We start from the raw sequence: 14,107 nt of genomic DNA on the forward strand, positions 1-14,107 counted from the left end.
TCTGTCTTATTTTGCTGTTTGAGTAAATTTGAGTAGATTTTTAGAAGCGGTAAAGCTCAAGAAACCATGGCTGAAGTAACTGGCGATCCTGAAGATAAAGCTGAAGGAAAAGTCAAACAAGCTGAAGCTAAAGCAGAACATGCAGTGGAAAACACCAAAGAAGAGCTGAAAAATTCCTAATAATAGGTTTTTCCCATAAGTTTTTTAACTAGCTAGTTTTTTGAATCTGAGTTCTTTACTTTAATAAGGACTTGGATTTATACTATTGTTAAGGTATTGCCCAATTTTCTAGACGTAGCTCTAAAATTTGTCCAAAATCTGATTGATTACAGGTAAGTAAAATAGCATTTAGAGTCAAGGCGATCGCTGCAATCTTTAAATCCATACTGCCGAGACGAGGATAAGCTTTCCGTAAACGTTGATATTCCAAAGCGGCCGTGGAGTTGAATAAGGCTAAGATGATCTGTATCTAAAATGTACATTTGTTAAGCTTGGCAAACTATTGAGCAGATCTACGCCATTCTTGTCCTAGGCGAACAGCTTCATCAAAGGTAGAATCATTTTCAAAACTACCAGCCACTTGTAACCACCAAGGTTCTTTTTTCTTGATAGATTCATTGAGAATCTGCTTTATTTGTGCCAGTTCTTTTTCCAATGTTGCGACTCGTACTTCTAATGTTTGGGGATATTCTTCGATTTGCCGAGAAGTCATAAAAACTTGAAATATAAATTAACACTGATACTTATTATAGCATAATAGCATAGTTGTGATTAATGGACTTTATATAATTTGTATTTAAAAAACCAACAAAAATTACACTTGATATAAGTATTACTCTAATTGATAGATAAGAGTTTTTCATAGATCTTATTTCCTACTAACCTACAATATTACTAACAAGTAAAGTGATGATTATCTCATAACACAATAGTTGAAATATAATCACAATTTTTTCGTATATTTATTCTTCTATTTTATACAAAGAAATAGGTCGAGATTGAAGTTCAATAGGTATTTTTAAGGGAGGATAATTTTTAAGGTTTAATTTACCTTTAAATCCAGTAACAATTGCTGATTTAACTAAAGAATCGGTTTCATAAGAAAGCATTAAACGAAAATATTCTGTTAACTCTTCGATTTCCCCTTGACTCAAACGGTTTTTCTCCACTAAGCTAATTAACCTTTTTACGGCAATCAGGCGTTTCAGAGGCTCAACTGCCGTTAAATCTCCAAGCCACTGATCAATTTGAGAATTATTTTTATCTCGGCGTAGTAGTAATAATTGTCCTGCTAATAATAAACAAGTAAGTAAACTAATTCCCCCTTGGAGAATTATGCCCAATGCTAACCAAAAATTATCAATACTAACAAAAATATAACTAACTATATAAACTGCTAGTGAAGCTAATCCCCCAATGAAAACAGCAAGAGTAAATTTACGGGACTCACCTTCAGGGAGTTTTCGCCAATACTGAAAGATATTTTCCCAATTCCAATTAAAACAGCGATAGATAAGCTGCATGGTAGCAGAAAAAGTAAGGGTTGCTAACAGCAAGGGCCAATTCCAGCAAAGTAAAAAGGCGATCGCAAACAAGCAATAATATAGTTGACGACTTTGATTCAGTTTTGGACTAACCAGGAGGTTTCTCCAGGGAAATAGTTTTTTACTCACAGACTTTTTGCGGCAATAGTTTGTTGATGTCTTCACCACAAGTAATTATACTGTCTATTTGTCAGCTATTGTGCCAATTAAACAAGCTTTTTGCCAATTAGTACCATCTAAACGTACCCCTTCTAACTCGGCACAGAGTAGATTAGCACCTGTAAAATTAGCGCCCGCTAAGTTAGCGCCTCTTAAGTCTGCTTCTTCCAAATTCGCTTCAATTAAGACAGCCCCTTGTAAATCAGCTTGACATAGATTAGCGCCAGCTAAATTAGCATTATTTAAATTAGCCCCTCTTAAGTCTACAGAGCGTAAATCTGCCCCTTGTAGATTTGCTCCTGTTAAATTAGCACCACTCAGAAAAGCCCCTGCGAAAGAAGCTTGTACTAATTGAGCCCCCATCAAATTAGCGCCTCTAAAGTTACTCCCTCGTAAATCTGCCCTGGTGAGATCTGCCTGCATAAAATTACTACCCAGACAATTAGCTCGTAAATCTGATAAACTACAATTAGACCCCACTAAAGTTGCCCCATCTAAACAAGCACCCTTGAGATTGGCATTAGCTAAATCAACTCCAATTAAGATAGCACCCGAGAGATTCACTGCCTCTAAATGAGCGCCAGAAAGGTCCTCATCCTCTAAGTTAACACCACTAAGTTCTGGTATTTTACCACTGCGAATTTTTTCTAAATCCATCTTTTTTGTCTTTAATTTTTTTATACCAGTTCTTTTGTAACTGATTGTTCATTTTCTTCTAGTAGCCACATCCCTGAAGCTATTTTCGGCTGAAATGCTGGTAAACTCATACCTTGCTGCATTGCCAATACTAATAGTTCTAGAGCTTGTATTAATTTAGGATCATAAATAATACCCACTTGTTCTTGACAATCTTGTAAGGCTCTACTTGGTGAGTTATCTGCTTTCTGATGACGATATTTGTTTAAGTATTTTTGAAAGTCTGCTGCCACTGTCAAAATTCTTGATTCTAGAGGAATATTATCATAACTTAGTCCCTCTGGACCGCCACTCCCGTCCCAATGTTCACTTTTGTAAGTAATAATTTTGGTGATCGCCTCTAGTTGCGGCATAATTCTCAATACTGAGGATTTCGGTAAGGAATCTGCTTGTTTACTTATTGACTTTTGTACTGGATTTTTTCCTTTTTGACCAGTGCTAAATATTTGCAGGGGTGGCAAGCGGTGTAATAACCCTGCTAGACGTAAACGTTTAACTTGCCAACCTGGTAAATCCAATAATTGTCCCATTGCTTCAGCTAAACTTGCTACTTCTGTGGCTGCTTGATTATTATCTGGATTTGCTTGGTCAATAATTTGAGCCATTCTTAGAAAAGCTTGTACTTTGTTCGATGAGAGATTGTTATCTAATGCTTTACTGAAAATGTTTCCTTTTTCATCTACTGGTGTAATCAGCAAATCCTGTTGGCTATTTTCTAAATAAGTTAGTACTTTCGACACTACTGAACTGATATGATCCTTATCAGTCTCTTGATCAGTCTCTTGATTGGTTTCTATCCCTCTAATTTTTTGCTCTATACTCTTAGCTAAATCAGGATTCATTTTTTCAAGATGATTCGCCGTTAGATACATAGTTTTTATGACTAACTCTGGTTCAAAAGTCCAAAAACCATAGAATTTGCGTTCCATATCTTGGATAGGTTTTCCCTGTTTTCCATAGTCTTCATCAGAAAGTTCTTGACACAACACCATCGCACTATAACTAGGCGATAGTATCATTAGATGCCATTCTTGAGCTACTGGGTCTGATTCATCTAAACTTACTATGGAAACATTAGATCTTTGACTAGTCGGATGTTCTTTAAAACCTGTCTCTTTTGCTGCTAAAATAACTATGCTGTCTGATTTATTGGCTAGTTCTCCGTAGCGATTGGCTTCTTGTAGATACCATTTACCTTGTTGAAAAGCCGATATTATCAGGGGTTGACCAACGTATTCTAAAATATAGTCTTCTAATGCGTGACACAGAGCAACTAAAGTGTTTTTATAGTAAACTCCTAAGTTTAATGGTTTTTTTTCTTCTTGGTAGTGACTGTTAAGTCTTTCTAAAATTGAATTTTTTAACATTTCTTTAAATATAAACAGAGTTTAGTTTAGCTTTCTATTAGGTTAGGGGTATATATTAGGCTTAATTTTATATTTTCCCCTCTTTCTTCTTTTTTATGGTTTATATTTGATAACTTTTGCTTATGTAAACAGAAATAGGTTACTCAGACACAATCTAGCTTAGATCTAGTAATTGTGGATCTTAACCTCTTTTCACAAAATTATGAGAACTTTATTCACATAACTTTACTTTAACTTAATCTGTCTAGGCTAATACGCATTTAAACTATATATTATCAAATTCTCTAAAAAAACTGATAATTCCCACTGTTCGGTAGTTCCCTGTCAAAGGTGAGCATTCGCCGGGAATCGGCGATCTTGTCCCACCGCTGTTCCCTGTTCCCCCTTTTCTTCTTATTTAAGACCGCTAAATTAGTACAATAGTACTCGTGCTTTGCTCTCAGTCTAAGGAATAATATTCTAAAAATAAAAATAATATATAAATTAATAGAAAAATTAGGGAGATAATCAGTTAAATGGCGTAGTGGCTCAAGAAATTTAATATACCTTTAGATAGATATTTTACAAATAAATGGTCATCCTGTATTACTGTTTACAATGGTCGGGGATCAACTAGTGCTAAACTAAAAGTGTCAAGAGAAAATTTAGTAAATAACTGTCTTAAAAATCATGGCCCAGATCATCGATCCTGTTCTAACCACAAAAAAAGATTCTATACTCTGTTGTTATGTCAATGCCAGTAGTAAGGTTCAAATAGTTCGTATTACGAATATAGAAAACTGGTATTTTGAAAGAGTAGTTTTTCCAGGACAACGTTTAGTCTTTGAAAGTTATTCAGAAGCTTTATTAGAAGTTCATTGTGGGATGATGGCGAGTGCTATACTATCAGATACTATACCTTGTGATCGTTTAAGAATAGAAGAGACAGCTACAGGTAGTAGCCAAAACACAACCGAGGGAAAAGAAGAGGAAAAAAAAATTGAATTATCTTCAACACAAAATCGAGAAAATAAAACAGTGCAATTGGGAAGCAAATTAGTAGTCTCAGCTTAACAAAAAATATAAAACAACTTATAAAAGCACCTACACTCTTTCATTGAGATGGAGTGTAGGTTTTATTATCTAGGACAAAGCTACTGGTTAGAGATGATATTATAGATCTAAAATTAGAGAAATTAAGATAAATAAAGTTTTGGATCTACCTTCTTTTCTGTGGCTATGGAAAATAGCAGCATGGTCGATGGGATTAGTAAGTATAGCTTACCTAATACTATCGATAAGTGGATACTGGATGTATAGAAAGCGAGTAAAAAAAGAACCACGTCCAAAGTGGTTGAGACCCTTACATTATCTAACAGGATCAACGATGATTGTGTTAGTATTGATACTGTTAACAATAGGGTTAGTAGGAACTATAGGGTATTATGGGGAGTTAGGACACTCACCTCACCTAGTAGCAGGATTAATAGTAGTATTATTAGTGTTATTGTCAGGAATAAGTGGTAGCCAAATAAGTCCGAAAAATCCAGAAGCGCGATCGCTACATATAACAATAAACACTATGCTTCTATTGGCGTTTATATTTGTATCCTTAACAGGGTGGAATGTTGTGCAAAAATATTTACCCTAAAAATAAATTATGCAAAAAACAACTGAAGTATTAATTATAGGCGGTGGCATTATAGGCTTGGCGATCGCCATAGACATAAAATTACGTGGCGCTACTGTAAAAGTTTTAACTCGAAACACGACAGAAGTCGCGACATTAGCAGCAGCGGGAATGTTAGCTCCCGATGCAGAAGAATTATCACCGAAAAGTATGGCAGAATTAGCCAAAAAATCCCGGTGGTTATATCCAGAATGGATCAGAAAAATAGAAGATATCACCAATATAGACACAGGATATTGGCCCTGTGGATTGATAGCGCCGACATTTTCTCAACCTAGTCAGAGAGATAGTGAGAATTTATGGTTAGACAAACAAGCGATTAACCTAATTCAACCAGGTATAGGAGAAGAAGTAGTGGGAGGTTGGTGGTATCCCGAAGATGGACAAGTTGATCCCCAGTGCCTATATCCAGCTTTAATCAAAGCAGCAGAAAATCTAGATATAGAGATAGAATCAGGGGTAACGGTCAAAGCAATTGTCCAAAAACAAGGAAAGGTAGAGAGTGTAAATACTAATATAGGGGATTTCTACGCTCAAACTTATGTTTTAGCAGCAGGATCCTGGTCTAGTCAAATATTGCCCGTGCCTATTCATCCCATCAAAGGCCAAATGCTGGCTCTTGAGATGCCGAAAAAGGGAGAATTACCCCTGCAAAGAGTACTATATGGACCACAAATTTATCTAGTACCTCGCCAAGATGGTCGCTTAGTGATTGGAGCAACCAGTGAAAAAGTAGGTTATCAGCCCCATAATACCCCATCAGGGATAAAAACCCTACTAAACAAAGCTACTAGTCTGTATCCAGAGTTAGAAGATTGGGCAATAGAGAGTTTTTGGTGGGGTTTTAGACCAACTACCCCAGATGAGCTACCAATTTTAGGATACAGTAACTGTGATAACCTAATTTTAGCAACGGGTCATTATCGCAATGGTATTTTACTAGCACCAGTAACAGCATCATTACTCTCTAACCTAATATTAGAGGGAAAATCAGACCCAATCTTAGAAAATTTTAGTTACGATCGCTTTATTCGTCAATCATTAACCCCAACTAAACCTATGACGGCCTTAATTCCTTCCGTTCAACCTTCAGTAAGTAATTCTGGACCTAAACAACTAGCAGACGATAGCTTAATTATTGCAGGCAAACGCTTTAATTCACGTCTGATGACAGGAACAGGGAAATATCCCAGTATTGAAGCTATGCAGCAAAGTATAGCAGCAAGTGGTTGTGAAATAGTAACAGTAGCAGTGCGCAGAGTCCAAACTCAAGCCCCCGGTCATGAGGGGTTAGCAGAAGCTATTGATTGGAGCAAAATTTGGATGCTTCCCAACACGGCAGGTTGTCAAACCGCAGCAGAAGCAGTCAGAGTCGCTCGTCTAGGCAGAGAAATGGCCAAACTATTGGGACAAGAAGATAATAATTTTGTCAAGTTAGAAGTAATCCCAGATCCTAAATATCTGTTGCCAGATCCGATTGGTACTCTAGAAGCAGCAGAACAATTAGTAAAAGAAGGGTTCGCTGTTTTACCTTATATAAATGCCGATCCAATCTTAGCTAAGCGCCTAGAAGAAGTAGGATGCGCTACCGTAATGCCCCTGGGGTCTCCAATCGGCTCCGGTCAAGGGGTTCGCAATAGCGCCAACATCGCCATAATTATCGAACAAGCAAAAATTCCTGTAGTAGTAGATGCCGGAATCGGCGCCCCTAGTGAGGCAAGTTTCTCTATGGAAATGGGAGCAGATGCCCTGTTGATTAACAGTGCGATCGCCTTGGCTAAAAACCCCCCAGCTATGGCTCAAGCTATGGGAATGGCCACAGTGGCGGGCCGTTTAGCCTATTTAGCCGGACGTATCCCCGTTAAAAACTATGCTACCGCTAGTTCCCCTGTGACTGGTACAGTTAGTTAGTGTAAATTGATCATGCGAACTATCTTATTTTGGGATATTGATGGTACCCTCCTCACTACCAGTCGAGCAGGGATTTTTGCCCTAGAAGATGCAGCAAAAGAGGTGACAGGGAAAAAACTTGATTTGACCAATCTACCCACGGCAGGATTAACTGATCGCCTCATTGCTGCTGGTATTCTTGAAGCCGCAGGAGTTGAACCAGAATCCAGCAAAATTAATCAACTTTTGGATTTATATGCCAGTTACTTGCCTAAAAGTTTACCCCGTCGCCAAGGACGTGTATTAACAGGGGTAAAAGAAATTTTAGATCGACTTAAGTCTTTTCCCCATGTAACGTCATTGTTACTTACAGGGAATATAGAGAAAGGGGCCCAGGCAAAATTAACTTACTACGGCTTAAATAGTTACTTCACTCATGGGGGCTTTGCTGATCACGGATTAGAAAGGGCGGCGATCGCCGAATATGCCCTGAATCTTTCCCGAACAATAGCGGGAGAGGTGGATTTAGAGAGGGTATACGTAATTGGCGATACCCCCCACGATATTATGTGTTGTCAAGCCATCGGCGCTAGGGCGATCGCTGTAGCTACTGGATCCTATTCCCTAGCTGAATTAACTAAGCATAATCCTTGGTGGGCGATTCCTAATTTGCCTGAACCTGATATTTTTTTGACTCAACTCGGCATTCTTATTTAATTTAGTAGGGTTTTTAAGTATTTGCATCAATATCTCATAATATAGCGTTTTTTAGTCTACTGAGGTACAAAGGTTAACGGATTCAGGGAACTCCCGAACAGGGAACTTCAAAAACAGGGAATAGTGGTGCGACCCCCGCCTGACGGGAACAATATAACTAATTAAACGGACTTGATATTAGAAGGTAGAAGGAAAAGAGGAAAATGTGAAGAAAGCATTTTATTGTAACTAATTTAACAAATAAACTTATTTTTTTCAGCAGACCCTAATTATTTGGGGATGATATAAATTGCTCAATCATAAAAAAGTTTATATATTTTTATCAAAGCTTTTTTGGCAAAACCATCTATCTTAAGATTGATCCCCAACTATTTTATCTTTAAATTATAAATTATGTAAAAATACTGAGTTTGAGAAAATTAAAGTGAATAATCATTATCTGTATAGCTTTGTTAAGTAATAATTAAAAGAATATAAAAATAAATAAAGGAAGGGGATCAACGAAAAGTAGAGAGCATATAGGGTTTAACCCTTAAGTAAATCTAAACTAATAGGGGATAATTATTAAAGAGAAAAGATGGCTAACTCACCATTATTGATCAACTGTTAAAACCTACATTTAAAAATCCTATGAAATCCTCTAACTCATTGACTTCTGCTTGCCGTTGTTGCCACTACTACCGTCCGGAAGGAAGAAGAGGCGGTATGTGTTCTCAGCTAGGTGTACTTGTTCAAAGTAACTGGAGCTCATGCTCTTTAGCTGTTCCTGCCTTTACAACTACTTGGGAAAAATTGCAGGATATTGTTCTGTTAGAAAATTCATTTTGCAAGCCAGAAATCAACAAAGTAGATCAAACAAAGCCAAAAGTTGAATCAGAAGTAGAATTACCCTCAAAGGCAATAGTTTTATAAGAATATCAATTTATAGTTTTTTAACTTATCCTCGCTCTTAAAAAAGCGAGGAGAATTGAAATACTTGTAATTACTTTTTGTCTAGCAAAGCTTAGCTTAAATTAAGACAGAGTTGACGAAAGTGATCGCCACGTTCTTCAAAGCTACGATACTGGTCGAAACTAGCACAAGCAGGTGATAATAAAACAAAGCTTACTTGTTTGAGTAGAGCTAATTCGAGAGCTTTTTCGACAGCTCTATCCATAGTGTTAACAATTTCGTAATTTTCATAGCCAAACTGACTGAGACGGTTGGCTAAAGTAGAAGCAGCCTCACCAATTAATAAAACATAGACAACTTTTTGCTTAATCATTTCTAACCAGGAGCGATCTTCACCAATTTTTGCTGTTCCCCCAGCGATGAGAATGAGGGGAGCTTTAATGGAGACTAAAGCTACAGTAGCCGCATCATAGTTAGTAGCCTTACTATCATTAACAAAGTTAATATTTTTAATTGTACAAATAGATTCTAAGCGGTGGGGAACACCAGAAAAGTTACTTACGGCTGTTTTAATTACTTCTGGTTCAATCTTGGCTAGAGAAGCTACAGCTACGGCCATAAGTAAATTTTGTAGATTATGGGCGCCAATAATTTTCCAGCAACTGAGGGGAAGAATGGGTTTCCCAAAGGCTATGACTTGATTGTTTTCTACATATACACTCTCAAGGGGTGAACTTATCAAGTTATCTTTTCCTTGAATACTGGTCCAACAGGCATCTTTCCAGTCGCTGTTACCAACTTGGCGCAAATAAGGGTCATCACCATTAAAAATTTTCTGTTCACAACGTCTCAGTAAACTGGCTTTAGTTTGATAGTAATTGTCTAAAGTATAGTGACGATTAAGATGATCCGGTGTGAAAGTGGTCCAGACACCAATTTTGGGTGCTAGTGCTTGGGATGATTCGATTTGAAAACTACTTATTTCTGCGATTACCCACTCAGGTATTTGAGAAAGAGCTAATTCACAGGCGGCATAACCGATATTACCACAGGCAGGAGCATTAATGTTGGCGGTAGCGAAAATATCAGCAATTAGAGCTGTGGTGGTAGTTTTACCGTTAGTTCCTGTGACCCCTATCCAGGGAATTCCTGGTAAAGAACGCCAAGCTAGTTCTAATTCTCCGATGGTATCAATATGGCGATCGCGTGCTGCTACTAACCAAGGTATATCCCAGGGAACGCCGGGACTTACCACAATCAATTGAGGCAAGTTAGTTTCAAGGCTAGGCATTGTTCCTAATTTTACTATTATCCCTTGGTTTTCTAAATTTTGTTTAGCTGGGTATAAATGCTCAGCCGTTGAGCGATCGCTCACGATTACTTGCCAACCCTGTTTTTGTAGGAGAAGGGCTGCTGCCTTACCAGATTTTCCCAATCCAATCACATAAGCTGTTTGCATTCTTTTTGTATTTTTTTCAGTTTTTTTGGCATTGAGGACAAAAGTGAGCTGATCTTCCTGCTAATTTCAATTTTTTGATTATGGTGCCACAAACTCTACAAGGTTGTCCTTCGCGTCTATATACCCAAGCCATTTTACCGTAATTACCATTAATTCCTACTACGTTAACAAAATCGCTAAAAGTTGTACCACCTTGGGCTATGCTATCAGTTAACACTTGTTTTATTGCTTGATGTAGTTTAGTTATTTCTGGTAATTGGAGAGTTGATGCTGTTTTTTCTGGTTTAATGCCGCTTTTAAATAAAGCTTCATCGGCATAAATATTACCTAGACCTGCGACGACACTTTGATCTAAAAGTAGTGTTTTAATTTTGCGTTGACTGTAGGCTAGTTTTGTTGCTAAATAATCGATTGAGAAATCTGAACTGAGAGGTTCGGGACCTAGTTTTTCTAATCCAGTAATTATGGTATTCAGTTCTACTGAGTTTGGTACCCACCAAACCTTGCCAAAGGTTCTGGTATCTACGAAACGTAGTTCTTTTCCTTCCGCAAAAAACCAACGTAAACGAGTATGTTTGTGTAGGTTACTGTTTTGATCCACCCAGAGTAATTGACCTGTCATTCTTAGATGTACTCCTAACCAACCTGCTGATTCTTCTTGATTACTTTGCAATTTAGCTAGGAGATATTTACCGCGTCTTTGCCAGGAGACTATTTTTGTGCCTGTAATTCCTTGCCAAAACTCTTTTAAACAAGGGGGATAGGCAAGTGTCCGTTCAAGTAACACTTCTCCCCCACAAATTAACCTTCCAGTGGTTAAGCGATTAAGGCCAACCCGGACTGTTTCTACTTCTGGAAGTTCAGGCAAGTTATGCTTCTTCTAATTCTTCTAGAGCGAAGTTATTGGTATTTATGCCACTGGCGCTACCGCTATAGCCACTGTAGTTAACTTTGTTAAATCGTACAATCACTGGATAGCGAATACCGCTTTTATCGATGCTGGCTACTGTACCAACATCTTTATACCAATAAGATTCTTTTCGTAGTATTCTAACTTTTGACCCACGTTCTATTGCCATAAGTTTTTTCCTTACTTTTTTTGATGGTTTTTGATTTTGAGTTCAACAGAGATTTTTAAGCTCTTTTTCAAGGGTACTATTAGATCTGGGGTTTGTGAGTTTAAGATTTATTAAGACGACTCATTAGATAAAGGAAAAGCGTAGTAATTGGTTACTTTTTGTTCCCTTTTGCCTGTGTCACTAAATATACTGAGGTAATTAAGTTGTTTCTGTTGCTGAAGAGCGTCGTTTACGTCGTCGGATAATTGGACGATTTTCATCGCTTTCATCAATATCCTCATCGCCTTCGTCAAAATTATTTTCCTCACTATCGCTTTCTGCATAATCTAATTGTATTTCATCTTCTGGAGTAGTCACCTTAACTTCTGCTTCTTCAGGGAATGCTTGTTCAGGGAGTGATTCTTCCCAGTCATCTTCAGTTTTATCTTCAGTTTTAAGTTCTATTTCCAGTTGAGGTTGAGAATCTGTTTCCCCTGAAGAAGTAGTTTCAGTGGTTTCTACGGGTACTGAGTCTTGAGGTTCTGTTACCTGAATAATTACTGATTGTGGGTTAGAAAATTCTTCTTCTAAACGAACTAGGGGAGAAATACCCATTAGGGCATAAACTTCCTGTTCTAGTGGAGTCATTTCTATGTTGACTTTTTCGACTTTAGTGTCTTCACGTCTAGCTGTGCGTAGGGAGACTCCTCTGTCTTTGGGTTTAGGAGTGTTATTGTTATTTTCTTGTTCTTTTTCATTAATTTGAGCATTATTATTGTTAATGCTTAATTCTTCTTCTCCAGGTCTACGACGACGACGACGGCGAATATTGTTAGAACCTATTGCGGTTTCTTGATAATCTGGGTGATTGATGAATTCTACAGAGGAAGATTGATTATTATCTTCATCAACAATTTCTGGGCTAGTTTCGGCTAAAATCGGGGCCTGAGGTGTAGATTTTTCTGGTGGTTTATTCACCAGGGCAACCCCTGCCGTTGACACTGGAGGTAGCTGATTTTCTAAACATTGAGCTTCAGAAATACCAGGCAGATGAGCTAAATAACCTAAACCACCACAACTACTACAGGTTTGACCAAAGAGTTCATAAATATTCTTACCTTGGCGTTTACGGGTTAGTTCTACTAAACCTAATTCTGATAGTTGAGCAATTTGAGGTCTAGCTTTGTCTGATTTCAGAGTTTTGGTAAAGTGCTCTATCAATTTAAGTTGGTCTTTTCTAGAGTCCATATCGATAAAATCAACGATAATCACTCCCCCGATGTTTCGCAGTCGCAGTTGACGAGCTATTTCTGTAGCCGCCTCGTTGTTAGTCCAAAGGACAGTTTCTCGTGATGTGGCTGAACGGGTAAAAGAACCAGAGTTGACATCTATTACTGTTAAAGCTTCTGTGGGTTGAATAATAATATAACCGCCTGAGGGGAGGTCTACTCTCGGTTTTAAAGCTTCTTTGATAGCGGCATTGATTCGGAAGTAGTCTAATATAGATTGATTGTCTTGATGATGGTCAATCAATACTCCTTCAGGAGGACGACCTCCACTCCAGTTCATTAAGTTTTGTCTGACTCTTTTAAATCCTGCTTGGGAATCGACAACGATACGGTTAACTTCTGCTGTATATAAATCTCGCAATACTTTTTGAATAAAGTCGTCGTCTCGATTTAATAGGGCTGGTGGTTTACTATTATTTCCTTGTTGTTGAATATATTCCCATTGACTCATCAGTGTTTCTAAGTCTTCCATGATGGCTTCTTCTGCTTTTCCATCTGCTTCTGTTCTCACTAGTAACCCCATCCCCGCAGGTTTGATGAGAATTGCTAATGCCCTCAGTCTACTTCGCTCATTTTCATTTTTAATTCTTCTTGATAAATTAACTCCTTTTCCGTAGGGCATTAATACTAAATAACGTCCTGGTAAGCTAATATTTCCTGTTAACCTCGGTCCCTTGTTGCCTGTGGGCTCTTTCATTACCTGTACTAGAACCTTTTGTTGAGGTGTCAATAGTTCGGTAATCGCTCCTGCCGTTTTTTTCAAGCGCAGTGGTCCTAAATCTGTGACGTGAATAAAACCATTTCTTTCGGCATCCCCTATATTTACAAAGGCTGCATCAATTCCTGGAATTACATTTTCTACTAACCCTAAATAAATATCACTTACTTGTTGATTACCTGCCGCTACTACTAGTTCTTCGATTTGATCGTCGGAAAAAACAGCGGCGATTTGATGTTGTTCCGCGATAATAATTTGTTTGGCCATGCAATTTCCTCAAAAATTTCCTTAAAAATCTTGTGTGTGTTGAGAAGTTATTTTTGTGATTCTTGGGTAAAATCTGTTTCTTTTCATGAGCTGTTCGCTTTTCTTTTCAACAGAAGTAATTGAAAGCCTGGAATCCCCGTAACTTTAGTGCGGGGAGGAAAGGCGAACCGACGACTTTAGTCGCCCGTAATTTAAACAACGCTTACGTTTATTAGACCTACGAATTAACATAACTTTCTTGAGAGAAAATTGCCCAATTCGCTGCCAATTGTGGTCGTAAACGCTAATATTTTTTGCCTTAGCATCAGTAAAACCTCCAACCCATCCAATGTAAGTTTTTCCTGCTTTCTCAGCCATAACTTTGTCACCGTATCGTAATCCAA

The 14,107-nt window shown here is 37.8% G+C and carries 15 protein-coding genes and 1 pseudogene; 6 read left to right on the forward strand and 10 right to left on the reverse strand.

Translation table 11 applies throughout. The features are described 5' to 3' along the window. Positions 1-36: 36 nt before the first annotated feature. A complete protein-coding gene (locus tag MW688_RS13740) occupies positions 37-180 on the forward strand; it encodes a CsbD family protein (protein WP_486736595.1) in 144 nt (47 codons plus the stop codon). An 88-nt stretch (positions 181-268) separates the two neighbouring features. On the opposite strand, the gene MW688_RS13745 is transcribed toward MW688_RS13740, so the two are convergent. The 5 genes from MW688_RS13745 to MW688_RS13765 all read right to left on the reverse strand — a co-directional run bounded on the left by MW688_RS13745 (position 269) and on the right by MW688_RS13765 (position 3,766). Further along, complete coding sequence (locus MW688_RS13745; protein ID WP_486736581.1) at positions 269-430, reverse strand: type II toxin-antitoxin system VapC family toxin; 162 nt, start codon at positions 428-430, stop codon at positions 269-271. Positions 431-499: 69 nt separating this feature from the next. Beyond that, entirely contained in the window at positions 500-712 is a 213-nt protein-coding gene (locus MW688_RS13750) for a hypothetical protein (protein WP_486736582.1), read from the reverse strand. A gap of 250 nt (positions 713-962) precedes the next feature. Further along, positions 963-1,709 (reverse strand): hypothetical protein, encoded by a 747-nt coding sequence (locus tag MW688_RS13755; RefSeq protein WP_486736583.1) that lies wholly within the window; start codon positions 1,707-1,709, stop codon positions 963-965. Between the two features lie 18 nt (positions 1,710-1,727). Next, positions 1,728-2,360 (reverse strand): pentapeptide repeat-containing protein, encoded by a 633-nt coding sequence (locus tag MW688_RS13760; protein WP_486736584.1) that lies wholly within the window; start codon positions 2,358-2,360, stop codon positions 1,728-1,730. A 20-nt stretch (positions 2,361-2,380) separates the two neighbouring features. Further along, the gene (locus tag MW688_RS13765) at positions 2,381-3,766 is read right to left on the reverse strand and encodes a DICT sensory domain-containing protein (RefSeq protein WP_486736585.1); all 1,386 of its coding nucleotides are present in this window, start codon (positions 3,764-3,766) and stop codon (positions 2,381-2,383) included. Between the two features lie 669 nt (positions 3,767-4,435). Between MW688_RS13765 and MW688_RS13770 the strand changes: the two genes are divergently transcribed. The 5 genes from MW688_RS13770 to MW688_RS13790 all read left to right on the forward strand — a co-directional run bounded on the left by MW688_RS13770 (position 4,436) and on the right by MW688_RS13790 (position 8,954). Further along, complete coding sequence (locus MW688_RS13770) at positions 4,436-4,819, forward strand: DUF1830 domain-containing protein (protein ID WP_486736586.1); 384 nt, start codon at positions 4,436-4,438, stop codon at positions 4,817-4,819. Positions 4,820-4,958: 139 nt separating this feature from the next. After that, on the forward strand, positions 4,959-5,396 hold the full coding sequence (locus MW688_RS13775) for a DUF4079 domain-containing protein (protein WP_486736587.1): 438 nt from the start codon (positions 4,959-4,961) through the stop codon (positions 5,394-5,396). Between the two features lie 9 nt (positions 5,397-5,405). Continuing rightward, the gene (thiO, locus tag MW688_RS13780) at positions 5,406-7,346 is read left to right on the forward strand and encodes a glycine oxidase ThiO (RefSeq protein ID WP_486736588.1); all 1,941 of its coding nucleotides are present in this window, start codon (positions 5,406-5,408) and stop codon (positions 7,344-7,346) included. A gap of 12 nt (positions 7,347-7,358) precedes the next feature. After that, positions 7,359-8,042 (forward strand): HAD family hydrolase, encoded by a 684-nt coding sequence (locus tag MW688_RS13785; protein WP_486736589.1) that lies wholly within the window; start codon positions 7,359-7,361, stop codon positions 8,040-8,042. 630 nt (positions 8,043-8,672) lie between these two features. Next, entirely contained in the window at positions 8,673-8,954 is a 282-nt protein-coding gene (locus tag MW688_RS13790) for a hypothetical protein (protein WP_486736590.1), read from the forward strand. 91 nt (positions 8,955-9,045) lie between these two features. Here the strand turns inward: MW688_RS13790 and murD are convergent, their stop codons facing one another. From murD to MW688_RS13815, 5 genes and pseudogenes are all read right to left on the reverse strand, one after another. Beyond that, complete coding sequence (murD, locus tag MW688_RS13795; protein WP_486736591.1) at positions 9,046-10,392, reverse strand: UDP-N-acetylmuramoyl-L-alanine--D-glutamate ligase; 1,347 nt, start codon at positions 10,390-10,392, stop codon at positions 9,046-9,048. Between the two features lie 16 nt (positions 10,393-10,408). After that, the gene (locus MW688_RS13800; RefSeq protein ID WP_486736592.1) at positions 10,409-11,260 is read right to left on the reverse strand and encodes a DNA-formamidopyrimidine glycosylase; all 852 of its coding nucleotides are present in this window, start codon (positions 11,258-11,260) and stop codon (positions 10,409-10,411) included. Between the two features lies 1 nt (position 11,261). Further along, a complete protein-coding gene (locus MW688_RS13805; protein ID WP_486736593.1) occupies positions 11,262-11,471 on the reverse strand; it encodes a photosystem I reaction center subunit IV in 210 nt (69 codons plus the stop codon). Between the two features lie 198 nt (positions 11,472-11,669). Beyond that, positions 11,670-13,724, reverse strand: coding sequence for a ribonuclease E (rne, locus tag MW688_RS13810; RefSeq protein WP_486736594.1), 2,055 nt, complete (start codon positions 13,722-13,724; stop codon positions 11,670-11,672). Positions 13,725-13,868: 144 nt separating this feature from the next. Further along, positions 13,869-14,107 (reverse strand): annotated as a pseudogene (locus MW688_RS13815) (hypothetical protein); the annotation flags it as partial.

The organism is Johannesbaptistia floridana, from assembly GCF_057440575.1.